General features: G+C 61.8%; 22 protein-coding genes. 19 read left to right on the top strand and 3 right to left on the bottom strand.

Features of this window, described 5'->3' with window-relative positions; all coding sequences use genetic code 11:
- The first annotated feature begins 4 nt into the window (after nt 1-4).
- From AKG11_RS27760 to AKG11_RS27750, 3 genes are read left to right on the top strand one after another with little or no spacing between them, the layout of a single operon-like run.
- On the top strand, nt 5-700 hold the full coding sequence (locus AKG11_RS27760; RefSeq protein WP_050746239.1) for an RraA family protein: 696 nt from the start codon (nt 5-7) through the stop codon (nt 698-700).
- Nucleotides 693-1415: an HpcH/HpaI aldolase family protein gene (locus AKG11_RS27755; protein WP_050746238.1), complete on the top strand. Its 723-nt coding sequence runs from the start codon at nt 693-695 to the stop codon at nt 1413-1415. Before AKG11_RS27760 ends, AKG11_RS27755 begins: the two co-directional genes overlap by 8 nt.
- Nucleotides 1416-1442: 27 nt before the next feature.
- Complete coding sequence (locus AKG11_RS27750) at nt 1443-3056, top strand: 5-guanidino-2-oxopentanoate decarboxylase (protein ID WP_050746237.1); 1614 nt, start codon at nt 1443-1445, stop codon at nt 3054-3056.
- A 101-nt stretch (nt 3057-3157) separates the two neighbouring features.
- Here the strand turns inward: AKG11_RS27750 and AKG11_RS27745 are convergent, their stop codons facing one another.
- Nucleotides 3158-4027, bottom strand: a complete 870-nt coding sequence (locus tag AKG11_RS27745) for a LysR substrate-binding domain-containing protein (protein ID WP_050746236.1) — start codon at nt 4025-4027, stop codon at nt 3158-3160.
- A gap of 75 nt (nt 4028-4102) precedes the next feature.
- Between AKG11_RS27745 and AKG11_RS27740 the strand changes: the two genes are divergently transcribed.
- The 13 genes from AKG11_RS27740 (at nt 4103) to AKG11_RS27680 (ending at nt 17260) form a co-directional block, all read left to right on the top strand.
- A complete protein-coding gene (locus tag AKG11_RS27740) occupies nt 4103-5272 on the top strand; it encodes a four-carbon acid sugar kinase family protein (protein ID WP_050746235.1) in 1170 nt (389 codons plus the stop codon).
- Nucleotides 5269-6270, top strand: coding sequence for a 4-hydroxythreonine-4-phosphate dehydrogenase PdxA (gene pdxA / locus AKG11_RS27735; protein ID WP_050746234.1), 1002 nt, complete (start codon nt 5269-5271; stop codon nt 6268-6270). Before AKG11_RS27740 ends, pdxA begins: the two co-directional genes overlap by 4 nt.
- 1 nt (nt 6271) lies before the next feature.
- Nucleotides 6272-6907: a 4-hydroxythreonine-4-phosphate dehydrogenase gene (locus tag AKG11_RS27730; RefSeq protein ID WP_245290256.1), complete on the top strand. Its 636-nt coding sequence runs from the start codon at nt 6272-6274 to the stop codon at nt 6905-6907.
- A gap of 571 nt (nt 6908-7478) precedes the next feature.
- On the top strand, nt 7479-8957 hold the full coding sequence (locus AKG11_RS27725; protein ID WP_023516242.1) for a sugar ABC transporter ATP-binding protein: 1479 nt from the start codon (nt 7479-7481) through the stop codon (nt 8955-8957).
- A gap of 54 nt (nt 8958-9011) precedes the next feature.
- Complete coding sequence (locus tag AKG11_RS27720) at nt 9012-10016, top strand: ABC transporter permease (RefSeq protein WP_050746265.1); 1005 nt, start codon at nt 9012-9014, stop codon at nt 10014-10016.
- Nucleotides 10017-10100: 84 nt separating this feature from the next.
- Nucleotides 10101-11087, top strand: a complete 987-nt coding sequence (locus tag AKG11_RS27715) for a substrate-binding domain-containing protein (RefSeq protein ID WP_050746233.1) — start codon at nt 10101-10103, stop codon at nt 11085-11087.
- Between the two features lie 60 nt (nt 11088-11147).
- The gene (locus AKG11_RS27710) at nt 11148-11921 is read left to right on the top strand and encodes an SDR family oxidoreductase (protein WP_050746232.1); all 774 of its coding nucleotides are present in this window, start codon (nt 11148-11150) and stop codon (nt 11919-11921) included.
- Between the two features lie 11 nt (nt 11922-11932).
- The gene (locus AKG11_RS27705) at nt 11933-12925 is read left to right on the top strand and encodes a dihydroxyacetone kinase subunit DhaK (RefSeq protein ID WP_050746231.1); all 993 of its coding nucleotides are present in this window, start codon (nt 11933-11935) and stop codon (nt 12923-12925) included.
- Between the two features lie 13 nt (nt 12926-12938).
- Entirely contained in the window at nt 12939-13580 is a 642-nt protein-coding gene (dhaL, locus tag AKG11_RS27700; protein WP_050746230.1) for a dihydroxyacetone kinase subunit DhaL, read from the top strand.
- Nucleotides 13581-13716: 136 nt separating this feature from the next.
- Nucleotides 13717-15834, top strand: coding sequence for a bifunctional sugar-binding transcriptional regulator/dihydroxyacetone kinase subunit DhaK (locus AKG11_RS33845; protein ID WP_082342708.1), 2118 nt, complete (start codon nt 13717-13719; stop codon nt 15832-15834).
- 29 nt (nt 15835-15863) lie between these two features.
- Entirely contained in the window at nt 15864-16499 is a 636-nt protein-coding gene (dhaL, locus tag AKG11_RS27685; RefSeq protein WP_050746229.1) for a dihydroxyacetone kinase subunit DhaL, read from the top strand.
- 180 nt (nt 16500-16679) lie between these two features.
- Complete coding sequence (locus AKG11_RS33840; protein WP_023517619.1) at nt 16680-16880, top strand: type II toxin-antitoxin system VapB family antitoxin; 201 nt, start codon at nt 16680-16682, stop codon at nt 16878-16880.
- On the top strand, nt 16877-17260 hold the full coding sequence (locus tag AKG11_RS27680; RefSeq protein WP_037406692.1) for a type II toxin-antitoxin system VapC family toxin: 384 nt from the start codon (nt 16877-16879) through the stop codon (nt 17258-17260). The genes AKG11_RS33840 and AKG11_RS27680 overlap by 4 nt, the downstream gene beginning before the upstream one ends.
- 231 nt (nt 17261-17491) lie before the next feature.
- On the opposite strand, the gene AKG11_RS27675 is transcribed toward AKG11_RS27680, so the two are convergent.
- Both AKG11_RS27675 and AKG11_RS27670 read right to left on the bottom strand, forming a co-directional pair.
- Entirely contained in the window at nt 17492-20605 is a 3114-nt protein-coding gene (locus AKG11_RS27675) for a multidrug efflux RND transporter permease subunit (protein WP_050746228.1), read from the bottom strand.
- 10 nt (nt 20606-20615) lie between these two features.
- The gene (locus AKG11_RS27670; protein WP_037406702.1) at nt 20616-21779 is read right to left on the bottom strand and encodes an efflux RND transporter periplasmic adaptor subunit; all 1164 of its coding nucleotides are present in this window, start codon (nt 21777-21779) and stop codon (nt 20616-20618) included.
- Between the two features lie 161 nt (nt 21780-21940).
- Here AKG11_RS27670 and AKG11_RS27665 point away from each other — a divergent pair, with 161 nt between their 5' ends.
- The 3 genes from AKG11_RS27665 to AKG11_RS27655 all read left to right on the top strand — a co-directional run bounded on the left by AKG11_RS27665 (nt 21941) and on the right by AKG11_RS27655 (nt 24457).
- A complete protein-coding gene (locus tag AKG11_RS27665) occupies nt 21941-22630 on the top strand; it encodes a response regulator (protein WP_050746263.1) in 690 nt (229 codons plus the stop codon).
- Entirely contained in the window at nt 22627-23688 is a 1062-nt protein-coding gene (locus AKG11_RS27660; protein WP_024270423.1) for an ATP-binding protein, read from the top strand. Before AKG11_RS27665 ends, AKG11_RS27660 begins: the two co-directional genes overlap by 4 nt.
- A 217-nt stretch (nt 23689-23905) precedes the next feature.
- Nucleotides 23906-24457 carry a GNAT family N-acetyltransferase gene (locus AKG11_RS27655; protein ID WP_050746227.1) on the top strand — a complete coding sequence of 184 codons (552 nt, stop codon included), beginning with the start codon at nt 23906-23908 and terminating at the stop codon, nt 24455-24457.
- The last annotated feature ends 44 nt before the right edge of the window (nt 24458-24501 follow it).

Here is a 24501-nt window from a genome sequence, read left to right as displayed (position 1 = left end):
CATCATGTCGATCAAATCCTACCGGATCGCCGATCCCGCACCGCAGCTCGACGCCGGCCTTCTCGCCCGCTTCGCCCGCGTCGAGGCGGCGACCGTCGGCCACTACCTGCACGACCGTTTCATGCGCAACGACCTGCGCCCGCTGATCGACGGCGTGCGCATCGCCGGCACCGCCCAGACCGTTTCGATCCCCGGCCCCGATTCCACCCTGCTCTACCACGCGATGGACCGGGTGCGCCCCGGCGACATCCTCGTCATCGACCGGGCCGGCGACGAGCGCCACGCCGCCTGGGGTGGCTTCATGGCGGCGGTCGCCAAGGAGCGCGGCCTTGCTGCCGTCATCGTCGACGGCATGATCACCGACCCCGCCGCCATCATCGAGGCCGGCGTTCCGACCTGGGCGCGCGGCGTCTCGCCGATCACCACAAAACTGCTCAATCTCGGCGGCGGCTACAACATCCCCGTCTCCTGCGGCGGCGTCACCGTCAATCCCGGCGATGCGATCCTCGCTGACGATTGCGGCATCCTCGTCCTGCCGCCCGCCGAGGTCGCCGGCATTGCCGACGTCGCCCTCGCCGACCAGGAGGATGAGGGAAGCTGGGTTGCGCGCATCCGCGACGGCGCGAAATTGCAGGACCTCGTCGATATCGCCGCCATGATCGCCGAGCGGCACAACAGGGATGGAGCCGCCCATGGCTGACGCGCTGAACAATCTCGCCGTCTGGCTCTCCACGCCGCACCAGGCGATGATGGAGATCGCCCATGACATCGGCTACCGCCATGTGGTGCTCGATATCGAGCACGGGCTGTTCGACCTCGAAGCCCTCGACCGCATCCTCGCGCTCGGCAAGGCGCTCGGTATGACCATGCACGCCAAGGTGCTCGGGCCGGGAGCGATCCCGATCCAGCAGGCGCTCGATATGGGTGCCGACAGCGTCATCATCCCCCATATCGGCGATGTCGAGCACGCCCGCCGCGTCACCGCCTCCGCAAAGTATCCGACACTCGGCACGCGCAGTTTTTCCGGCACCCGCCCCGCCCGCTACGGCGGCGTGAAGCCGGAGTACTACGACAACGAGAACGCCAGGACGCGCTGCTATCCGATGATCGAGTCGGCCGCCGCGCTGAAGGATGTCGAGGCGATCCTCGCGCTGCCGACCGTCGACGGCCTCTTCGTCGGCCCGAGCGACCTCTCGCTCGATTCCGGCCGCGGCGCCTATCGCAACACGGATGCCGACAAGGCCGATCTCAAGACGATCGCGGATGCCGCCGCGAAAGCCGGCAAACCCTGGATCATGCCCGCCTGGTCGCGCAGCGAGCGCGCCTTCGCGCAAAACCTCGGCGCGAGCCTGATGGTCGTCGCCGACGAATACGGCTCGATCTGGATGGGCCTCGAAGACGCCGCCAAACCCTGACACCGCTTTTCCGAACGGATTTTTTCCATGAACGAGACCATTTCCTGCGGCAGCCGCCTGATGCAGATTCTCAAAGCCTATGGCGTCGACACCGTGTTCGGCATGCCGGGCGTGCACACGCTCGAAGCCTATCGCGGCATGGACGCCGCCGGCATCCGCCATATCGGCGTGCGCCATGAACAGGGCGCCGGCTTCATGGCCGACGGTTATGCCCGCATGTCCGGCAAGCCGGGCGTCTGCGTGCTGATCTCCGGCCCCGGCGTCACCAATGCCGCAACGCCCATCGGCCAGGCCTATTCCGACAGCGTGCCGATGCTGGTCATCACGTCGGTCGCCGCCAACAAGGACCTCGGCATGGGCCGTGGCACGCTGCACGAGATCACCGACCAGTCGGCCGTCACCCGCCCCCTCACCGCCTTCTCCGAAACCGCCACCAGCCCCGAGCAGGTGCGCGAATACATTGCCCGCGCCTTCGCCCTCTTCGAAAGCGGCCGCCCGCGCCCCGTCCATCTCTCGATCCCGCTCGACGTCTTCAAGGCGCCGGACGACAGGCTGGCGAGCCGCCGCACCACCGCCCGCCGCCGCGCCCCCGATGGCGCGCAGGTCGAAGCCGCCGCCGCCATTCTCAATTCGGCCAAACGCCCGGTCATCCTTGCCGGCGGCGGCGCAGTCTCGGCCGCCGCCGAGGTGAAGGCGCTCGCGGAAAAGATCGGCGCGGCCGTGGTGCCGACCATCGCCGCCAAGGGCATCCTGCCCGACGACCACCCGCTCGCCCTGGAGGTGACGGTCGACCGCCCCGCGACCCAGGCTTTCGTGCACGACGCTGACGCCGTGCTGCTCGTCGGCACCGAGCTTGCCGAGCCCGACATCTGGCTCGACGGCCGGCTGCCGATGACCGGCAAAATCATCCGCATCGACATCGACCCGGCAACGCTGGTGCGCGACTATGATGTCGATGTCGCGATGGAGGCGGATTCGAAGCTGGCGCTCGCCGCGATCACTGAGACGGTCGCGCCAGCCGCGGGCTTCAGGGAAAGCAACGCCATCGCCGAACTGCGCGCAGCCGAGCGCGCCGGGCTGAGCCAACTTGAGCAGAAACATGTGCGCGTGCTCGACAGCCTGCGCAACGCCATCCCCGACGATGGCGTGATCTACACCGACATGACGCAGCTCGCCTATACCGGCTACGCCTTCTACCGCAGCGCCCTGCCGCGCACCTGGCATTTCCCCGCCGGCTTCGGCACGCTGGGTTATGCCCTTCCCGCGGCCATCGGCGGCAAGATCGCGAGCCCGAAAACGCCGGTCGCCGTCATCGTCGGCGACGGCGGTTTCCAGTTCACGCTGCAGGAACTCGGCACCGCCGTGGAAAACAAGCTGCCACTCGCCATCATTCTCTGGAACAACAACAGCCTCGCCCAGATCCGCGACGGCATGATCGCCCGCGACATCCCGACCATTGGCGTCAACCAGCACAATCCGGATTTCGTCAAGCTCGCCGAAGCCTATGGCTGCCATACGGCCGAGCCCCAAAGTTTTGCAGAGCTGGAAGCCGCGGTGAAAGCCGCTTTTGCCGCAGATGGGCCGACGGTGATTCATGTCCAGGAATCCGCACCGTTCCTGGGAGCCAGCCAGAGCGCTTAACCTCGACTTGACCTGGCGGTATTTCTTTCAGGCGGTCGGCGATGAAAACATCTCCGGCCGGCCTTGTCGGTGGGTGCTCCCGTACGGGACCTGCGACGTTTTTAGGAAGCGTTAAAACCAGCAAGAAGCCATGAAACGAATGTGTCGAGGGATGGGGTTGGCTCGACGGAGGGCGCGCGAATGATGCCGTAGTGCGAACCATCCGGCTGGAAGCCCATCGGCGCGACGAGACGGCCCTTGCGGATGTCGTCAATGGCGACAATCTTCGGGCACATGGCAACGCCCAGCCCACTGGCCGCCGCCTCCACCATCAGGAAGTGATGATCGAACCAGCGTGTCGATCGCGGCTTTGGCGCATTCGGGCAGGCTGCGGACCATTTGCTCCAGGCGTCGGGCCGGGTCTTTGCAGCGAGCGCAACATAGTTGCCGGCAGAAAACCGCTCCGCCATGTCGGGGTGCATGACGGGCCCGACTTCCTCGGCAATCATGCGCTCGACATGCCACCGCGGATCGATCGCGAAATCCAGTCGGCGGATGGCCAGCGTGATGCGTTCGCGCGCAAAATCGAAACTGCCGCCCCCGACGGACAGATGAAGGTCGATATCCGGATGGCGGTCCTGGAATTCCGACAGCCGCGGGATCAGCCAGCGCATGGCAACAGATCGCTCGCAGGAAACGACAATCGGCGGCGATGTCTCGACTTTGCGGATATCCTCCAATGCGGCCGAAACCAGCGACAGGGCATCGGTCGCGGCTTGCGCCAATCGCACGCCCTCCTTCGTCAACCGCAGGCCGCGGCCGTCGGGTTCCAGCAGCCTTATACCGAGATGATCTGACAGGTTCGACACACGTCGGCTGACAGCACCATGGGTGAGGTTGAGATCGGCGGCCGCCGCGCGCACGGAACCGAGGCGCGCCACGGTCTCGAACGCGTGCAGGTCATCGAGAGAGGAAAGGTCCGACCGTTTCATTGGTGATATAATATCACCAGTATTCGTCAGATCATATCGATTTTTCTTCCGCTTACCCGCTGATATCCAGGGTTCATGGAAGAGATCATTGACCAGAACGAACATGTCGGCATCGTCGCCGATGACCTGACGAGCGCTGCAGATGGAGCCGGCGCCTTCTTGACGTACGGCTATCAACCACTCGTCCGCCGGCAGCGGCAGGCGAGCGTCGGTGCACCGGTCGTCGCCGTCGATACCGGCAGCCGGCTCATGGAAGAGGCCGATGCCATGCGTGCAACCGGGCAGGCGATCGCGTCGCTTGCCGGCTACCGGCACCTCTACAAGACAATCGATTCCACCCTGCGCGGTCACATTCGTGCGGAAATTGCCGCGGCGTTCAAGGCCAGTGGTCGGCCACGGCTGGTAATCGCTCCGGCATTTCCGACCGCGGGACGCACCACGGTTGACGGTATCCAGCTCCTGCACGGTGTGCCGGTCGCACAGACCGCCTATGGCCACGACCCAGTTCATCCTGCGCGCGCATCGCTGATTGCAGATCTGATCGCACCCGATCTTGGCCGAATGGCAACGGTTCCCGTTAGCGCAACCGACAGCGATATCGGGAAGCACATTGCTGGCGCTTCGATCATCGTCGTCGATGCACACAGCCAGATCCTGCTGAATCGCCGGATTGCAGAGATTGCGAAACACGGCCCGGCTCTGTGGGTCGGATCCCCGGGCATGGCCGAGGCCCTGGCCGCGGTCGTCGGCCAATCGCCCGATCGCCAGACCTTCACGCCCCCAAACGCTCCGCGTCGCATTCTCGTCCTCGTTGGCAGCGCAAATCATCTCAGCCACGCCCAATACGAGGCACTGGCCGCGACTGGCGCCTCGGTCGCCGACAGAGCCGAAGGCATCGCTAAAACGGCATCCGTCGCGTGCATCCATGCCCCGCGCGCTCGCACGGCGGATCCGTCGAAAGTCCTCTGCGCACTGGTGGACGAGGCGGACATCGCGCTGTCGCGGCAATGGTACGACGCCATCGTCGCGACCGGCGGAGAAACGATGAGTGCGCTTATGGAGCGGCTTTCCATCCATACGTTCACCCTGGTCAAGGAACTCGAGCCCGGGTTCCCGCTTGGCTGCGCGCGCCTTTCGAACGGACGACCGATACTGCTTGCCATGAAAGCAGGCGGTTTCGGTTCGGTCATGACCTTGTGCAATGCCGCAAATGCCATCCTTCAGATGGGAAGGAAGTCCACATGAAAACCATTCTACGGCCTCTTGCCATTACCATGGGCGACCCGTCGGGTATTGGACCGGAGATCCTCGCGAAGACGCTCCTTGCCCGTGCCGATTTGCGTCACAACGTCGTCGTCGGCGATCCGGCTGTTCTGGCGAAGGCGATCGCCAGGTTCGGCAGCGGGCTGCGCCTGAACGAAATCGATACGGTCGCCGATGCAAAGCCGGAAGGCTCCCTGAACGTCCTCGCCTCGTCCAGGGTTGAAACGCCACCCCCGCTCGGTACGGTCAGCGCCGTCAGCGGCCGCTTGGCCTATAATGCTATCGTTGCGGCGATCGACCTTGCCAGGTCAGGTGCGGTCGCTGGAATTGTCACGGCACCAATCCACAAGGAAGCACTGGCTCAGGCCGGGCTTTCCTACCCCGGCCACACGGAAATCCTCGCGGACAGAGGCGGCGCGATGCGCGTGGCGATGATGCTCGCCAATGACGACATCCGCACCGTTCTGGTGACGATCCACTGCTCGCTCGCCGATGCGATCCGCCGGGCGGATTTCCCAGCGCAGATGTCCGCAATCCGCCTCGCCCACCAGGGCGGCCGTGCCCTGGGTATCGCCCATCCCCGTATCGCGGTCGCGGGACTCAATCCGCATGCCGGCGAAGGCGGCCTCTTTGGCGACGAGGAAATCCGCATCATCGCCCCCGCCATTGCGGCAGCCCGCGCGGAGGGCATTGACGCCAGCGGCCCCTGGCCGGGCGATACGGTGTTCATGCAAGCGCGAAATGGCCGCTTCGACGTGGTCGTCGCGCAGTACCACGACCAGGGGCTCATCCCGGTCAAATATCTGGGGCTGGAAAAGGGCGTGAATATCACGCTTGGCCTGCCCTTCATACGCACAAGCCCAGACCATGGCACCGCCTTCGATATCGCAGGCCAGGGCATTGCCGATCCGGGAAGCCTCGAAACAGCAATCGACTACGCCTGCCGACTGACAAGGGCGTCATCCGAACGGGAGAACTGACATGTCCGACACAGACTTCATCTTCATGCTGACCCGCAACGACCGGACGATCCCGGACGCGCGGGAGCAACTACCAGCAGTACTTTCGGCGGGCGTTCGTCACATCGGATTCAAGGATATCGGCCTGCCCCTGTCGGCGCTTACCGACCTGAACCGGGAAATCCAGCAGGCGGGTGCAAAAAGTTACCTCGAGGTGGTTTCGCTCGACAGAGACAGCGAGATCGCATCGGTGCACGCCGCCCTCACGCTCGGGGTCGACTATCTCCTTGGCGGCACCCATGTGGACGATGTGCTTCCCCTCATCGAGGCAAGCGGCCTGCGATACTATCCGTTCCCCGGTCGCATAACCGGGCACCCGAGCATTCTCGAGGGGTCGATGATGGAGATCGTCGCAAGCGCCCGAGACCTTGCAAGCCGCGACGGCGTGCATGGCCTCGACCTCCTTGCCTATCGTGCCGATGTCGACGCCGCGGAACTGATCAGGGCCGTCTGCAACACCGTTGTCAAACCCGTCGTCGTCGCAGGATCCATCGACCGGGCCGAGCGCATCCACGCGGCCGTCAGTGGCCGGGCCGCCGGCTTTACCGTCGAACCGCGGCCCTTGACGGCCGGTTCCCCGCAGCCATGCCGGGCCTGACCCATCAGCTTCTGGCGATAGCAGCGATCCAGAAACAAACTGGGCGGTTCATCGAAGAGTGAACCTGGAAGCGATCGAGAGCTGACCATCCCTCAATACACTCAAACCGAGGCACGACACTGAACAATAAAACGGCTCTTGAAGAGAGCAGAACCACCGATCCGTTACCCGGATCGGCACTCGAATAATCGCTCTTTGAGATGCAGGGGGGCTCTTTGGACCCCTGACATTTTCGCCTCCACATCGCCAACACCACCTGCCTCCGCGGTCCCCACCGACAGAGGGCAATACAAATCCCGCCCCACCCAGCGGCAGGAACTGGCGGATGACCACTGCCTGCATGGGCGCGATGCGCCTCCGGAAAAAGCCCGATCACGCTTACATCCCGATTTAGGTCACGGCGCGAAAAGCGAGGCGTAACAGCAAGATACCCGCATAAGGCACCCTACACTCTTACAAATGACAAACGGTGAAGATCGTTTGTCATTTCTTACGATTGACATTTGTCGATAGATAAACATATTTTGTAAAGCGCGATGAGGGAGTGTCGCGGAAATGCGTGGAGGAATGCATGGGTCCGCTTTTGAAAGTGGAAGGCCTGAAAAAGTCCTTTGGCGGCGTTGCCGCACTTCGCGACGGCCGCTTTGAGCTGGAAGCCGGCTCGGTGCACGCGCTGTGCGGCGGCAACGGCGCAGGCAAATCGACGTTCCTTTCCATCCTCATGGGCATCCACAAGCGCGACGGCGGCACGATCCTGCATCGCGGCAACCCGGTGGAATTCGGCAATCCGGCCGAAGCGCTTCGCTCCGGCATCGCCATCATTGAGCAGGAGCTGAGCCCGGTTCCGCACATGACAGTGGCGGAAAACATCTATCTCGGCCGCGAGCCCTCCGCCCGCTTCGGCGGCATCGATTTCAAGACGATGAACCGCAATGCGCAGGCGCTGCTCGACCGCCTCGAGTTCAGCATTTCCGCCACGCAATACATGATGAACCTCTCGGTCGCGCAGATGCAGCTGGTCGAGATCGCCAAGGCGCTGAGCCACGAGGCAGACGTCATCTTCATGGACGAGCCGACATCGGCGATCGGCGAAAAGGAGGCACAGCACCTTTTTTCTGCGATCGAGCGCCTGAAGGCAGAGGGCAAGGGCATCGTCTATGTCTCGCACCGTCTTTCGGAGATCTTCCAGATCGCCGACAGCTACACGGTGTTCCGCGACGGCGGCTTCGTCGGAGCCGGCAAACTTGCCGACATCGATCGGCCCGGCCTCATCCGGATGATCGTCGGCCGCGAGCTCGGCGAGGAGTATATCAAGACCAACACGCCGACCGAGATCGCCGGCCTTGAGGTGACGGGCCTGTCGGCCCCCGGCAAGATCGAAGACATCTCGTTTACCGCCCACAAGGGCGAGATTTTCGGCATCTACGGGCTGATGGGCTCGGGGCGCACAGAAATCTTCAATTGTCTTTTCGGCATGGATCGCCCGTCGGCGGGCGACATCCGCCTCGACGGCACGGCCGTGACGATCCGCCAGCCGTCCGACGCCATGGCAGAGGGCATCGCCTTTGTCACCGAGGATCGCAAGGTCACGGGCCTCAACCTGACGGACAGCGTGCGCAACAATATCTGCCTGGCCAGCCTGCCGGAAATGAGCCCGGCCTTCGTGATGCGCAAGAGCAACGAGCAGGCCGCCAGCGCCGACATGATCGCCCGCTTTGCCATCAAGGCGGCGCGAGACACGATGCCGGTCTCCGGCCTGTCGGGCGGCAACCAGCAAAAGGTCGTGCTCGGCAAGTGGTTCCTGCGCCAGCCGCGCGTGCTGCTGCTCGACGAGCCGACCCGCGGCGTCGATGTGGGCGCCAAGCGCGAGATCTACCGCGTCATCTGCGATTTTGCCGCGGCCGGCGGCACGGTCGTGATGATCTCCTCCGAAATCGACGAAATTCTGGGAATGTCCGACCGCATCCTCGTGATGCGCCAGGGACGGTCCGCCGGCATCCATGACCGGCGCGAGACCGATGCCCAGTCCCTCGTGCATCTGTCGACCTGACGGAAACGAGACCCCAAGCGACGCATCGACCCCCGCATGGCAAGAGGTGACACCGTGTCCAGTGCAGAAAACAACACCGCCAGCAGCTGGCTGAATTCCGACCGCCGCAAGCTGATCCTGCAGGAATACGGCATCTTCCTCGCCTTCCTGCTGCTGGTCGGCATTCTCGCATTGTCGAACGAATTCTTCCTGACGCCGGGCAACATTTCCAACGTACTGCTCCAGACGTCGATCAATGGCATTCTCGCGATCGGCATGACCTTCGTCATCCTGACACGCGGCATCGACCTTTCTGTGGGCTCGGTCGTCGCACTCGCCGGCATGGTGAGCGCGAGCTTCGTGACCAGTTCGGCAACGGCAGGCATTGCCGGTGCACCCTATCCCATGGTCGTGGCGCTCGCAGCCGGCATTCTCGTGGGCGTTGCCTGCGGCGCGCTGGTGGGTTTCATCGTCTCACGCTTTTCCGTGCCCGCCTTCGTGGCGACGCTCGGCATGCTCTCGGCCGCCCGCGGCGCCACGCTGATCTATGGCGGTGGCAAGCCGGTGCCCGGCCTCAGCCCGGAATTCCGCTGGATCGGCACGGGCAACATCCTTGGCATCCCGATGCCAGTCATCCTGCTCGCCCTGGTCTTCGGCGTCTCCTGGTGGGTCCTGACCCGCACGCGCTTCGGCCGCTACATCTATGCCGTCGGCGGCAACCCGCATGCGGCCAAGACCTCAGGCCTCAACGTCAGCCGCATCCGCTTCATGGTCTACGTTATCTCGGGTGCGCTGTCGGGCCTTGCCGGCATGATCCTCTCGGCCCGCACGGGTTCGGCCCTGCCACAGGCCGGCATCGCCTACGAGCTCGATGCCATCGCGGCGGTCGTCATCGGCGGCACCAGCCTTTCGGGCGGCGTTGGCCGGGTGACGGGAACACTGATCGGCGCCCTCATCATCGGCGTCATGAACAACGGCCTCGATCTCATGGGCATCCAGTCCTACTACCAGCAGGTCCTCAAGGGCGCCCTCATCGTCGGTGCCGTCATGCTCGACCAGAAGCGAAATCAGGGCCTCTAGCCCGAAGAAACCGGGCGTCTTCCCACGCCCGCGGACGAACGGCACGCCTGAGAGCGGCCGCAATTCTCAAAGGAGGAGAATGACATGAAGAAACTGATGATCGCACTTGCCTCTGCGACGGTGCTGCTCGCCTCGTCCGCCCTGGCCCAGGAGAAGCTGAAGATCGGCGCGGCGCCTTACGGCCTCAACGCGGAATTCATGCAGATCTGGTCCGCAGCGCTTGAGGAACACCCGGCCGTGAAGAGCGGCGAAGTCGAACTGACCGTTTTCGACGGCCGCTACGATGCGCTGGTCCAGCAGGAACAGTTCAACACGATGATCACCCAGAAGTTCAACGCGATCATCTTCGTGCCGATCGACATCGAAGCCGGCGCTACCGCCGTACAGGCTGCCCATGACGCCGGCATTCCCGTCATCGGCTCCAACACCCGCGTAAACTCCGACCTGCTCTCCTCCTATGTCGGTTCCGACGACACGATCTCCGGCTACATGGAAGCCAAGGCAGTGCTCGACAAGATCGGTTGCAAGGGCAATGTCGTGATCATCGAAGGCCCGATCGGCCAGTCCGCGCAGATCTCGCGCCTGGAAGGCAACCAGAAGGCGCTTGCCGAATGCCCCGACGTCAAGGTTCTCGAGCAGCAGACCGCCAACTGGTCGCGCGCCGAAGCCCAGACGCTGATGGAGAACTGGCTGACCTCGCATCCCGGCCAGATCAACGGCGTCATCGGCCAGAACGATGAAATGGCGCTCGGCGCCGTCGAAGCGATCAAGTCCGCCGGCCTGAAGACAGAGGATTTCGCGATTGCCGGCATCGACGGCATCACGGACGCGCTGACAGCCGTCAAGGAAGGCACGATCACCTCGATCCTGCAGGACGCCCGCGCCCAGGCACAGGGTGCACTAGACCTTGCGATCCTCCACGCCAAGAAGGGCGACTATAAGCCGCAGTCCGATATCTGGGCACAGTATCCGGACATGCCGTTCAACGACGGCAAGGACAAGGAGTACAATGTTCCGTGGACGCCGGTCACGGCGGAGAACGTCGATAAGCTCCTGGAAATGCGCAAGTAACAACCATCTGCGGGGCGGCGAGTGTCGCCCCGCTTTCCCAACCCTTCGAAGGCTGAACCGATGTCCGACACACCTCCCAAGATCGATCTCAACTTCCCGCTCGACGGCAGGGTCGCGCTCGTCACCGGCGGCGCCTCCGGCATCGGCGCGGCTATCGCCGCCGCCTTTGCGGCCAAGGGCGCCAAAGTCGCCGTGCTCGACATCAATGCCGATGTCGCCAAGGCGAAGGCGGAAGAACTCGGCGGTTCGGCAAAGCCCTTCGTCTGCGACGTTTCCAGCCCGGCCTCCGTCGAAAAGGCCGTTGATGATGTGGTCGAAACCTTTGGCGGCATCGATATCGCGGTCAATAGTGCCGGCATCGTCGCGCTTGCCCCGGCCGAAGACCTGACGCTTTCCCAGTGGGACAGGACGATCGACATCAACCTCAAGGGCAGCTTCCTGATCACCAAGGCGGTCGGCCGCCGCATGATCGCGGCCGGCAGGGGCGGCAAGATCGTCAACCTCGCCTCGCAGGCCGGCACGGTCGCCATCGAGGAGCATGTCGCCTACTGCGCCTCAAAGTTCGGCGTCATCGGCATGTCCAAGACCTTCGCCGCCGAATGGGGCAAACACGGCATTACCGTCAACACGATTTCGCCCACCATCGTTCTCACTGAACTGGGCAAGCAGGCCTGGGCCGGCGAGAAGGGGGAGAATGCGAAGAAGCGCATCCCCACTGGCCGTTTCGCGTTCCCGGAAGAGATTGCCGCCGCCGCCGTTTTCCTGGCCTCGCCGGGCGCCGACATGATCAACGGCGCCGATCTCCTGATCGACGGCGGCTATACCATTCTGTGAGAGGACTTATCATGCAGCGTTTCATCAACGATCCGGACCTGGTGGTCGAAGATACCGTCAAGGGCTTCATCAAGGCTCATTCGGACATCGTGCGCCTTGCGGAAAACCCACGCGTCGTCGTCGCCAAGGATGCCCCCTTTGCTGGCAAGGTCGGCGTGGTGACGGGCGGTGGTTCCGGCCACGAGCCGGCCTTCATCGGCTACACCGGCAGGAACATGCTCGACGCCGTTGCTGTCGGCGAGCTCTTCTCCTCGCCGACAGCCAAGAGTTTTCATGACGCTATCCGCGAGGCGAACGGCGGTAAGGGCGTCGTCGTCCTCTACGGCAACTATGCCGGCGACAACATGAATGTGAAGATGGCAACGAAGCTTGCTGCCAAGGACGGGATCGAGGTCGTGACCGTCGTCGCCAACGACGACGTCTGCTCCGCCCCGCCGGAGGAGCGCGAGAAGCGCCGCGGTGTCGCCGGCGAGATCTTCATGTGGAAGATGGGCGGCGCCAAGGCTGCGACCGGCGCCAGCCTCGAAGAAGTCCGCGCCACTGCGCAGAAGGCAATCGATAATTGCCGCTCGATCGGCGTGGGCCTCGGCCCCTGCACGCTGCCGGCCGTCGGCCATCCGAATTTCCAGATCGAGCCCGGCACGATGGAGGTCGGTATCGGCCATCACGGCGAACCGGGCGTACGCGTCGAAAAGCTGAAGACGGCCGACGAGGTCGCCAGGGACATGGTGAAGATCGTGCTCGACGATCACAAACTGCCTGAGGGCACCGAGGTCGCCGTGCTCGTTTCGGGTCTGGGCGCAACACCGCTCAACGAGCTCTATATCCTCAACGACACGATCGAGAGCGAGATTTCGGCCCGTGGCCTGAAAATCCGCAAAACCTGGATCGGCAATTACTTCACTTCGCTGGAAATGGTCGGCGCAACGCTGACCGTCATGGCGCTCGACGACGAACTGAAGACGCTGCTCGACGTCGAGACGCGTTGCACGATGATCCTGTAACGGAGGAAGACATATGCAGACCTTCGACAATGCTTCCGCCGGTGCCATCGTTCTGTCGATGGCCGAGCGGATTATCGAGAACCGTGCCTATCTCAGCGAGATCGACGGCAAGATCGGTGACGGTGACCATGGCGTGAACATGGCCAAGGGTTTTGGCATGGCCGCCGAGCGTCTTAAGGACAAGAATGCCTCGCTTGCCGTGTCTCTCGACACGCTCGGCACGGTGCTGATGACGGAAATCGGCGGCTCGATGGGTCCGCTCTACGGCGTCATGTTCACCGAGTTCGCCGAAACGATCGAGGGTGTCGAGACGATCGACGCCGCGGCCTATAGCAAGATGCTGCACGCAGGCCTCGCTGGCATCCAGTCGATCGGTTCGGCCAAGGTCGGCGACAAGACGCTGCTCGATACTTTCGTGCCCGCAGTCGAGGCTTTCGACGCGGCGACGGCGAATGGCAAGTCGTTCGGCGAGGCGCTGGAAGCCCTCGTTGCTACAGCAGAAACCGGCCGTGACTCGACAATCAACCTCGTGGCCAAGATCGGCCGCGCCAGCCGTCTCGGCGAACGTTCGCTCGGCGTATTGGATGCGGGCGCCACCTCCTGCGCTATCATCCTCAAGGAACTGTCCGACGGCGCGCGCGCACGACTTGCCTGAGCCGGGCGAAAAGGTCCTCCCAGGACGCGCGGCCTGTCCTTTGTGACGGGTCGCGCACCGCTTTTTTGCCCAGGCATGTTGCAAACCGGCGGCGTTGCTCTCATCTTCGCCGCCTGATGGGGGACCAGCGAAACCGATGGCATTGAAGACTTCCGCAGCGCGCAAGGGCGGCCCCGGCCGGGGCAACGGGCCGGAAGGCATAGACTTGATTCCGCTGCGCTATGGCGATGACCCCTATGTCTGGGCCTGCTGGCTCTACTACGAAGACGGCATGACGCAGGGCGAGATCGCCGAGGCGATGGGTGTGTCGCGCGCCACCGTCAACAGCTACCTCGCGGATGCCCGCGAGAAGGGCATCGTCAACATCTCCATCGAGCCCGCCCGCCTCGCCTCGCTCACCATCGCGCAGGAACTGAAGCGTCATTTCGGCCTCGCCGACTGCCTCGTCGTACCAAACGATGACGATTCACGTCCGCTGATCGGCCGGCTTGGGGCAGCTGGCGCGCAGGCGCTTTCCAAGATGATCAAGTCCGGCGACACGCTCGCCGTCGCCTGGGGCCGTACGGTCCTCTCGGTCGGCGAGCACCTGGAAATGGCTCCTCTACAGGATGTTACCGTCGTTCAGGCAACGGGCGGCACCACGGCAAGCTTCAACTACACGCCGGAACTGACAACCGCCGCCCTTGCCCGGGCGATCTCGGCACGCTGTGTCAACATCACCGCCCCCGCCGTCGTCGCCTCCGCCCAGATGCACGATCTGCTGCTCGCCGAGCCACTGATCCGCGAACAGTTCGACACACTCGCCCGCGCCAACCGCATCGTCTTCGGAATCTCCTCGCTCCGCCCCAACTCGACGATCCACACCAGCGGCTTCTTCGAATCCGTGCCGTTGCAGCACTATCTGGCGAAGGGGGCGGCCGGTGTGCTTGCCGGACGCTTCATCGATGAGCGCGGCCGTCCGGTCGCCGGCCCTCTTGATGACCGCACGATCGGCATTTCGCTGGAAATGCTGCGCGGCATCGGTACGCGCGTTGCCGTCGCTGGTGGTTTCGACAAGGTGCCGGCCCTGCTGGCAGCATTGCGTGGCGGCTATGCCAATGTCCTGGTGACCGATGCTGCCACCGGCGCCGGCATCCTGCGCGCTGACGGGGTGACGAGCCTCGACGGGAAACTTTCACAACGCCAGAAGAGCGCACCTGTCGCCAACAGCTATCGCACGCGCGTCAAGAAATTCCTCAACAATCCCAATGACGTGGTCGAAGAAATGCTGGACGGCCTGATCGCCGCACACAAACCCTACCTCCAGCCCATTGGCACGTCACGTCGAGCACTCGTTGCGCGCAATGGCCCGCGACAGGGTAAGGTAGGCCTCGTCATCGGTGGCGGCACGGGGCACGAGCCCTGCTTCGTCGGCTATGTCGGCAAGGGACTTGCCGATGCGGTCGCCCTCGGCAACATCTTTTCCTCGCCGCCACCGGACCCAATCACCAAATGCGCCGTCGCCGCTTCGGGGGGAGCGGGTGTGCTTTTCGTCTACGGTAATTACGCCGGCGACGTGATGAACTTCGAAATGGCAGCCGAGCTCGCAGAAGAACAAGGCATCTCGATTCGCACAGTGCTGACCACCGACGACGTCGTTTCGTCTCCCGTGGAGGACAAGGAAGGACGACGCGGCGTCGCCGGCAACTTCTTCGTCTTCAAGGTGGCGGGGGCGGCCTGTGATCGCGGCATGACGCTTGACGAGTGCGAGGCCGTCACTCGCAAGGCGAACGACCGCACCTTCACAGTCGGTGTCGCGCTCGAATCCTGCTCCATGCCGCAGACGCAACGGTACAATTTCGAGATCGGGCCCGAGGACATGGAGCTCGGCATGGGCATCCACGGCGAGCCGGGCGTTTCGCGCGAGCGTATCCGCACGGCCGACGAGATCGTCGATACGATCATGGACACCATCTTCAAGGAAATGAAGGCGGAACCCGGTGACCGGGTGGCGGTTCTGGTCAATTCCTTCGGCGCAACGCCGTTGATGGAACTCTACATCCTGTTCCGCCGGGTGGCGCAGCGGCTGGCGGCCAAGAACATCACGATCGAGGCCAATTGGATTGGGCACTATTGTACATCGCTCGACATGGTGGGCGCCTCCATCTCGATCATGCATCTCGACCGGGAATTGACCGACCTGCTGCACCATCCATGCCAGACGGCGATCCTGACCATCAATGCGCCTGAAACAGGAAGTGCGACGCAGGGCTAGGGCCGCCTGCATCAAAGGGGGAGGAAAACATGTCGGAAAATGCGGCACGGGTTCTCGCCAGGATGTTCGAACGGATGTCCCAGGTGATCGAAGCAGAGAAGGACCACCTCTCGGAACTTGACGGCGCCATCGGCGACGGGGACCACGGCATCACCATGTCGATCGGCTTCAAGGCGGTGACGACGGCACTCGCTACACTCGATGTCGATACGGCAAGCCCGTCGGACGTGATATCGACGACGGCGACGAGCTTCCTCGACGCGGTCGGCGCCTCGACAGGTCCCCTCTACGCTACGGGTTTCCGCCGGGCGGCACAGGTGCTTATCGGCCGTCACGAGCTCGATCTTCAAGCCTTCCGTGACATACTTGCTGCAATTTCGGAGGGCATTCGGGACCGCGGTAAGGCGCAGCGCGGTGACAAGACCATGCTCGATGTCTGGCTCCCAGCCGCCGAGGCGGCTACGGCAGCCCTCGCTGAAGGCAAGTCGAAACATGAATTCTGGTCCGCCGTCACTGCCGCGGCCGACAACGGTGCTGCCGCGACGGCCACGATGGTTGCAGCCAAGGGGCGCGCAGCGCACGTTCGCGAACGGTCCCTGGGCCACCTCGATCCGGGTGCAGTTTCCGCCGCGGCATTGATTAAGGCAATGTCGAAGACATGCTAGACCTTCGCCGAAACAAGATGCGCTTGGTCTTGATCAGCAAGGGCTCTTGATGGGATTTGAACCAAAAACTCTAAGATGATTCTGATCGGTAATCGGCCGCCGCATTGGAGTGAGTACAGCAAGGCGTAGATTTCAGCACCAAATGGTGCTATCGATGCCACTCTATGCAGGAGCTTTTTCATGCGATCCACGATCAATCTCGACGACAACCTCATGGAACGAGCAAGATTCCTAACCGGAACCAAGGAAACGGCTGCGCTTGTCCGCCAGGCATTGGAAACACTTGTGCGAATCGAATCAGGAAAGCGACTGCTCGCGCTCGGGGGCTCCATGCCCGATGCTGAAGCAGCCCCTCGGCGCCGGAGCGAAGCGGCAAAGTGATCCTTGTAGACACCTCCATCTGGATCGATCATTTTCGCTACGGAGACTCGGAGCTACGCACAATCATTGAGGACGACCTCCTACTCTGCCACCCTGCGATTATCGGCGAATTGGCGCTTGGCAGTCTTCGGGACCGTGATGCCGTAGTGGCGTATTTAGCGGCACAGCGCGAAGCATTCGTCGCCACGCACGCTGAGGTCATGACAATGATCGATCGTCATTCGATTTTCAGTATGGGAATCGGTTACACCGACGCACACTTGTTGGCTTCGACGCTGCTTGACGGGCGATCGAGCTTGTGGACCAGGGACAAACGCCTAACAGCAGCAGCTCAAAAGGCAGGCGCCGTGCTGCATACACCTATGGTCCCACCCAATTAGTCGGTGTAGGACGTGAGCACCGGCCGAATGCATAACTTAAAATGCTCTTGAAGGGATCAGAACCCGCGCCCCGCGGCTCACCACTTTATATTCAGATCAAGTTTCCGATACGGGCACCACTTGATGTCCCCAATGGCCGGTTTGGGGCCGTGACAAGACTGTCCGCTTCTGTCTCGTGGACAAGAGAAGCGGACAATCTCGTTGGGGGTTGTGCCGTATCGGTCCAGCTGGCTAGCCGTTGCCGGGCAGCGCACTTGAACGTCCGAGCCAGCGTGTGAACCGCGTCACGATCACGTACAAGGCCGGGACAAATAATACCGCAAGTACCGTTCCGGAAATCATTCCGCCGAATAGGCCGGTCCCAATTGCATTCTGGGTTTCCGAGCTTGCACCTGATGCAATGACCAGCGGAACGACGCCCAGCGTAAAGGCGAGCGAGGTCATGACGATAGGGCGCAGACGAAGGCGCGCGGCTTCGACGACGGCTGCGGCAAGAACCAGCCCGTCTCGCTGGCGCTTGCGCGCGAACTCGACAATCAACACCGCATTCTTGGCGGAAAGGCCGATCAGGGTGATCAGGCCGACCTTGAAGAAGACATCGTTTTCCAGGCCACGCAGGTGAACAGCGATCACCGCCCCGAGGATCCCGAGCGGGACAACCAGCATGACGGAGAGTGGAATGGTCCAGCTTTCGTACAAGGCTGCGAGCACCAGAAAGACAATGAGGAACGAAAAGGCCATGAGCATCGGCGCCTGCGTACCCGATTGCCGCTCCTGCAGGGACTGCCCCGTCCATTCGACGGCAAAGCCCTTGGGAAGCTTGAGCGCCAATTGCTCAATTTCATCCATGGCTTCACCGCTCGACACACCTTTTGCTGCCGAACCCGACAGGCTGAGGGACGGATATCCATTATAGCGTGTCACCTGCAGTGGGATGGTGGACCATTCTGCTGTCACAATTTCCGAAAGCTGAACCATTTTGCCCGCATCGCTGCGAACATGCAGGTTAAGGATGTCATCGACCTGCATACGGCTTTTCGGCTCGGCCTGGAGGATGACCTGTTGCAGCCGACCGTCGCGCGGGAAGTCATTGACATAGGTCGAGCCAACGGAACCGCTGAGCGTGTCACTAATCGTCGTGTAGGCGACCCCCAGCGCACTTGCCTTCTGGCGATCGACGACAAGGGTAACACTGGGACCGTTTGGCAGCCCGTCCACGCGCACGTCGCTCAGCAGCGTGCTCTCGGACGCAAGCTTCGTGAGTTGGGCTGCAGCCGCAGAAAAGGCTATCTCCCCATGGTTAGCGCGGTCTTGAAGCCTTAGCGCAAATCCAGAGGTTGTACCGAGCTCATCAATGGCCGGCGGCTTCATGCTGAGAATCTCGCCCTCTGGTGCTGCAGCCATGGCTTCGGTTGCTAGATTCACCTCGTCATCGACGCTACCTGAACGCTTATCCCAATCCTTGAGGCTCGTAAACGACATGGCGGTATTGGAACCTGAACCCGAGAAACCGAAACCCATGATTGTCAGGTTGTTGACGATATCCGGTCGTGTCTGGACATGTTTTTCTAAGAGATCAACGACGTCTCGGGTGCGTTCAGCCGTCGCCTCCGCCGGAAGTGTGATGGAGGTCATGAACGAGCCCTGATCTTCCTCAGGCACGAATGCCGTCGCCAGCGTGCCGTAACCATAGGCGACTGCGCCCACTATCGTGACATAGACAAGCATGGTCCGACCGGTCCTCTGAACAAGACGTGCGACCCAGCCCGTGTAGCCCTCGGTCAAGCGATCAAAGCCGCGGTTGAACCAGCCGAAAAGTCCGTTTCGCCGATGGTGCCCGCTATCGATCGGCTTCAACAAGCTCGCGCAAAGCGCCGGGGTCAGGCTGAGAGCCAGAAAGGCCGAGAAAGCGACCGACACGGCCATAGATACCGTGAACTGACGATAGATCGCGCCAACCGCGCCGGAGGCAAAGCCCATAGGAAGAAGCACGGCTGTCAAGACGAGCGTGATCTCGATCACCGCGCCCGTGATCTCGCCCATGGCCTTTCGCGTCGCCTCACGGGGGGACAGACCTTCCGTCGCCATCAGCCGCTCGACGTTTTCCACGACCACGATCGCGTCGTCTACGATAATCCCGATCGCGAGAACCATGCCGAACATCGTTAGGACATTGATGGAATATCCCAATGCCAGCATGACCGCGAAGGTGCCGAGCAGCGCTATCGGTGCGACGATGGCCGGAATGAGGGTGTACCGGATGTTCTGCAGGAAGAGCAGCATGATGAGAAAGACGAGCACCATAGCCTCAGCCAGTGTCTGCGCCACTTTCTGGATCGAGACCTTCACGAAGGGTGCCGCGTCGTACGAGATCGCATATTCGATCCCCGCCGGCATGTTCAGCGAAAGCTCTGCCAGTCTCGCGCGAACACCGCTAGAGGTGCTAACCGCATTTGCCCCGGGTGTGACCTGGATGGCGGCTGCCGTGGCAGGCTTGCCGCCGTCGAGAATGGCGAAGCTCGACGACTGGGATCCAACCTCAATGCGGGCAACATCACCCAGCGTCAGATGGGAGCCGTCCGGATTTGAGCGGAGGACGATGTCCGAGAATTCGTTGACGGTCTGAAGCTGGCCTTCGACATTGAGCGGTACGCTGACCTTTTGCCCTGGAACTGTCGGCGCATCTCCAAGTCGCCCAGGCGCCACCTGAAGGTTCTGCGACTGGATCGCCTGTATGACCTCGGCCATCGAAACAGAATGCGCGAGCAAGCGCGTCGGATCGACCCAGATCCGCATGGCAGCCTCGGACCCGAAGGACTGGACGCGGCCGACGCCTGAAACCCGCTTGAGTTCCGGGGCGATGTTGCGCACGAGATAGTCATCAAGCGCCAATGCGTCGATGGCGCCGTCTTTCGACTTCAGGGAGACAATCATCAAGAACCCTGACGAAGCCGATTCCACCGATAGGCCAGCCCGACGGACTGCCTCTGGCAATCGCGGCTCCACGGCCTTGAGCCTGTTCTGGATGTCCACCTGAGCCAATTCAGCGTCCGTGCCCGGCTTGAAGGTGACGGTGACGGTTGTCGATCCCGAGGAGTCAGCAGACGAGTCGAAGTAAAGCACATTCTTTGCGCCGGAAACCTCGCGTTCGATCAGACTGGTGACGCTATCGTTGATGACCTGCGGAGTGGCGCCGGGATAGCTCGCGTAAATCGACACGCTAGGCGGAGCAATCGCCGGGTAACGCGACACGGGCAGTTGCGGGATGGCGATCAGACCGGCGATCACAATCATGATTGCGATGACCCATGCGAAGACGGGCCGTTCGATGAAAAATTGCGGCATGATGGCTGTCTCAGCTCTGCGTACCAGGGACGGGTTGGACCGGCGATGTCTCCAAAAGCTGGCCACTTTGGACCCTCTCCTGCCCTTGAACGACAATCGTTTCTCCAGCCGACAAGCCGCGTCTTACGAGGTAGTTGCGATCGATAAGCGGCCCCAGTTCCACCAGACGTTTTTCGCTCGTCTTCTTTGCGTTGACGATGACGAGTTGCGGCTTTCCGGTGAGGTCGCGCATCACGGCCTCTTGAGGCACAAGAAGTGCTGCGGAATGGACCTCTCGCGGCACGAGTGCGCGCACAAACATACCAGGCAGCAACTGGTCCTCGGCGTTCGGCACGACTATGCGGATGGCCAGACTCCCTGTTGCGCTGTCGACGGAGATATCGGAAAACACGATAGTGCCCGTATGGGCGTACGGCCTGTCCGTGATGGTTTTGATCTTGACCGGCAGTTTTTCCGGATCTTTGACTTCGGAACTCGATGCCGTCTCGCGCAGGCTTTCGAGGCTCATCGATGATTGACGAACATCTACATAGACCTGGTCGATCTGCTGGATCACTGCAAGCGGTGCGCTCCCGGAAGACGAGGCTAGGCCGCCTTCTGTCATGAAGGACTGACCGATCGTCCCACTAATCGGGCTGCGAATTGTCGCATTCGACAATTCGAGCTTTCGCCGGGTCAAATTGGCCGTGGCCTCGGCCACGCTCGCCTTAGCCTGAGCAAGCGTCGCGGCCGCATTGTTGAGAGCTTCGTCACTGGTGATCTTCTGTGCCGAGAGCAGCTCAGCGCGCTCGAACTTCACCTTCGCATTGACAAACTCGGCTTCGGCACGCGCAAGCGCGGCGGCGGCAGCATCGACATCGGCCGCAAAGGGCGATGGATCGATCTGGAAGAGTGGCGCATCTGCGTCCACGAAAGAGCCCTCTTGAAAGAGCTTCTTTTGAATGATTCCGCTGACCTGCGGCCGGATTTCGGCCGTGCGCAAGGCACTGACACGTCCTGGCAGCTCGTCATAGACCGTCACGGCTTGCGGCTGCACCGTCATCACGCTGACGCGCACGGCCTGCGGTTCGGCCGCTCCATTCGCTTCAACATCCTGCTCAGCACAGCAAGCAAGCAGCAGCAATAATGGCACGCATAACATGCAGAAAAGCCAAAACCGCGCGACATTTCGCATCTGTGTCACCATCATCTCGTGAGGGAGTATCGATGGTGACGCTCTAAGAGTCTTCCATTGGCGGTTTGTGGAGGTTCTGTTGCGATATTATGGAGGCGGGGCACGGCCGCTCGACGGACGGACCGTTCGGTGCCATGTAAATTGCAAGGAGTGCGATGAGCATGGCAGAACTTGTTTTGATAGCTGAGGACGATGCGGAGATCGCCGGCATCCTTGAGGCGTACTTTGCCCGCGAAGGCTTCCGCACCGTGCATGCCCGCGACGGGCAGGTGGCGCTTGATCTGCACCGGTCGTTGAAACCCGACATCGTCTTGGCTGATATCACTATGCCGCGCCTGGATGGCTGGGAGCTTCTCGCAGAGATCCAGAGACGAGGCCGCACACCTGTCATCATGATCACGGCACTTGATGAGGATGTCGATCGGTTACAGGGCCTGCGCATCGGCGCGGACGACTATATCGTCAAGCCCTTCAATCCGATCGAGGTCGTCGCGCGAGCCAAGGCCGTGTTGCGTCGCGCGGGTCTCAGCCAAGCGGGCGCAGTGATCCGGGTCGGAAACCTGGCAATCGATCTCGATAGCTATCAGGTTAAGATTGAGAAGGAGGACGGGCCAGTGACCGTACCTCTCACGCTGTCGGAATTCAGGCTTCTGGCCCATCTCGCTCGGACACCCACCAAGGTGTTCTCGCGAGCCGAACTTGTTGGCGCCTGCCTGCCCGGCTCGGATGCGCTGGATCGAACGATCGACAGTCATTTGAGCAAGCTTCGCAAGAAGCTCGAACAGATGGGAAGCGAAGGCTTGTTGATCAGCATTCGAGGCGTCGGCTACCGCCTTGGGGTCGATCCATGATCGTGAAGGGGCTCAGTCGGCAGATATTGCTCGCCATGGCCTCGGTCACCCTGGCGGCTGGCCTGCTGGTCTTCTTTGGAACCTATCTCGCCTTCACCGCCCTCTTCTATTTTTCTCCCTGGTCTGAAGACGCTGACAATTGGCTGACGGGCTTCGATTTCATTACTCTGGCCATTCTCATCTTAATCGCGCTGATCGTCGCGGCGATCGCATCGATCCGATTGGCGCGCCGCATCCTCGAACCGTTGGAATCATTGGCGATAAGCGCCAGGCAGATCAAAGACGGCGATCTTTCGGCTCGCGCCATCCCCGGCGATCACTCTCTGGGGGAGACGGCCGTTCTTGTCGAAGACTTCAACGCCATGGCCCAGCGTCTGCAGGACATGGCCTCGGACATGACACTCTGGAATGCCACGATCGCCCATGAACTGCGTACACCTTTGACCATTCTCAAGGGGCGACTCCAAGGCATGATTGATGGGGTCTTCGAGCCCGATGAAAAGTCGCTTAGTGCCCTCGTGCTGCAGGTCGATTCATTGGCAAGGCTGGTGGAGGACCTGCGAACGGTGACGCTCGCTGACAGTGGTCACCTTGATCTTCGCCTTCAGCCTGTTCGTCTCAAGGACGAAATCTTGCGGCTTGCTGCGGTGTTGGATCGGGAACTGCAACAGGACGGCTTCGAGCTTAGCCTAGACCTTTGCGATGTCACGGTCCGGGTCGATGCGATGCGGATCCGGCAGGCGCTTCTTGCCCTGGTCACAAATGCGCGTCGATACGCGCAACGCGGCCTCATCGAAATCAGCCTTTGCGTGGAGAGGAACGAAGTGATCCTGCGTGTCGCCGACGAAGGTCCGGGCCTTGCACCGGACATCGCCGCTTCCGCGTTCGAACCTTTCCGAAGAGGCGGAGAGTCCGGCTCGTTGGAAAAGGGCGGCAATGGTCTGGGTCTATCCGTCGTCCGTGCGATCGTTGAGGCTCATGGCGGCAAAGTCCAATACGCAAAATCTGACACAGGCGGCGCCATGTTCGAGATGGTTCTTGGCGAGGCAGTCTCGTGACGTTTTGTTCGTCGCCGCTTCCTTACGGATTCTACGGCTCGTTCAACTCCACCGGTCGTCTCCACGTCGTCTCCACACGCCCTCCACGAACCCTCAAACTTGGCTTGCTAACGCAGTCATCCCAGGCCCAACCAAGATGCTGTGCTCGGGATTATGGAAAGCGCACTTATGGGCACCGAATCCGGCCCCGCGTTCGATAAGCCGTTGGAGAAACGTTATGACCATACAAACTGTCAGTCTGGCCGTTGCAGATCAGAATGATCTCCCGGACTTCAAGAAAGAGCTCCAGGAGGCATTTTCTCTTGCTGTTATCGATGAATACGGAGCGCTGCCCGATGGCCCCATACCTTCCGACGAGGACCTAGACAGCTCTATCGCCGCCCCCGGAGCTGTCGCACTGCGTATTCTCTCAGACGGCGAGAAGATCGGTGGCGCAGTTGTGACCATCGATGAGAACACGCATCACAACACGCTGGATCTATTTTTCCTGAAGGTTGGCGAGCATGGGCAGGGTCTGGGTCACAAAGCCTGGCTTGCGATCGAAGCCCGTTATCCGAAGACGATCACGTGGCGAACCCATACGCCCTATTTCGAGAAGAGGAACATCCACTTCTACGTCAACAAATGTGGCTTCAAGATCATCGCGTTTCATCACGCCAAGTATCCGGACCCACATCATCCCGCGTCGAATGATCTTCCGGATGACGAAGGGTTTCTATTCGAGAAGGTGATTAATGAGACCTGTGCGCGGAAATTTGTAGACGGCTGAATTTATTGATGATTCAATTCCTTCGTCGAACAATGGGGGTGAGT

It is taken from the genome of Shinella sp. SUS2 (assembly GCF_001262505.1).
In the GTDB taxonomy this organism is placed as follows: Bacteria; Pseudomonadota; Alphaproteobacteria; order Rhizobiales; family Rhizobiaceae; genus Shinella.
The sequence above is the reverse complement of the archived record's forward strand: the minus strand, read 5'-3'. Positions and strand labels throughout refer to the sequence as shown.

Excerpts from the sequence above, each read along its gene's own strand:
- AKG11_RS27750 (WP_050746237.1), top strand. The coding sequence starts at position 1,443 with ATGAACGAGACCATTTCCTGCGGCAGCCGCCTGATGCAGATTCTCAAA.
- AKG11_RS27670 (WP_037406702.1), bottom strand. The coding sequence starts at position 21,779 with ATGCGAAATGTCGCGCGGTTTTGGCTTTTCTGCATGTTATGCGTGCCA.
- AKG11_RS27655 (WP_050746227.1), top strand. The coding sequence starts at position 23,906 with ATGACCATACAAACTGTCAGTCTGGCCGTTGCAGATCAGAATGATCTC.
- AKG11_RS27740 (WP_050746235.1), top strand. The coding sequence starts at position 4,103 with ATGGAAGAGATCATTGACCAGAACGAACATGTCGGCATCGTCGCCGAT.
- dhaL (WP_050746230.1), top strand. The coding sequence starts at position 12,939 with ATGCAGACCTTCGACAATGCTTCCGCCGGTGCCATCGTTCTGTCGATG.
- AKG11_RS27760 (WP_050746239.1), top strand. The coding sequence starts at position 5 with ATGTCGATCAAATCCTACCGGATCGCCGATCCCGCACCGCAGCTCGAC.
- AKG11_RS27710 (WP_050746232.1), top strand. The coding sequence starts at position 11,148 with ATGTCCGACACACCTCCCAAGATCGATCTCAACTTCCCGCTCGACGGC.
- AKG11_RS27730 (WP_245290256.1), top strand. The coding sequence starts at position 6,272 with ATGTCCGACACAGACTTCATCTTCATGCTGACCCGCAACGACCGGACG.
- AKG11_RS27705 (WP_050746231.1), top strand. The coding sequence starts at position 11,933 with ATGCAGCGTTTCATCAACGATCCGGACCTGGTGGTCGAAGATACCGTC.
- pdxA (WP_050746234.1), top strand. The coding sequence starts at position 5,269 with ATGAAAACCATTCTACGGCCTCTTGCCATTACCATGGGCGACCCGTCG.
- AKG11_RS27665 (WP_050746263.1), top strand. The coding sequence starts at position 21,941 with ATGGCAGAACTTGTTTTGATAGCTGAGGACGATGCGGAGATCGCCGGC.
- AKG11_RS27715 (WP_050746233.1), top strand. The coding sequence starts at position 10,101 with ATGAAGAAACTGATGATCGCACTTGCCTCTGCGACGGTGCTGCTCGCC.
- AKG11_RS33845 (WP_082342708.1), top strand. The coding sequence starts at position 13,717 with ATGGCATTGAAGACTTCCGCAGCGCGCAAGGGCGGCCCCGGCCGGGGC.
- AKG11_RS33840 (WP_023517619.1), top strand. The coding sequence starts at position 16,680 with ATGCGATCCACGATCAATCTCGACGACAACCTCATGGAACGAGCAAGA.
- dhaL (WP_050746229.1), top strand. The coding sequence starts at position 15,864 with ATGTCGGAAAATGCGGCACGGGTTCTCGCCAGGATGTTCGAACGGATG.
- AKG11_RS27675 (WP_050746228.1), bottom strand. The coding sequence starts at position 20,605 with ATGCCGCAATTTTTCATCGAACGGCCCGTCTTCGCATGGGTCATCGCA.
- AKG11_RS27725 (WP_023516242.1), top strand. The coding sequence starts at position 7,479 with ATGGGTCCGCTTTTGAAAGTGGAAGGCCTGAAAAAGTCCTTTGGCGGC.
- AKG11_RS27755 (WP_050746238.1), top strand. The coding sequence starts at position 693 with ATGGCTGACGCGCTGAACAATCTCGCCGTCTGGCTCTCCACGCCGCAC.
- AKG11_RS27660 (WP_024270423.1), top strand. The coding sequence starts at position 22,627 with ATGATCGTGAAGGGGCTCAGTCGGCAGATATTGCTCGCCATGGCCTCG.
- AKG11_RS27745 (WP_050746236.1), bottom strand. The coding sequence starts at position 4,027 with ATGAAACGGTCGGACCTTTCCTCTCTCGATGACCTGCACGCGTTCGAG.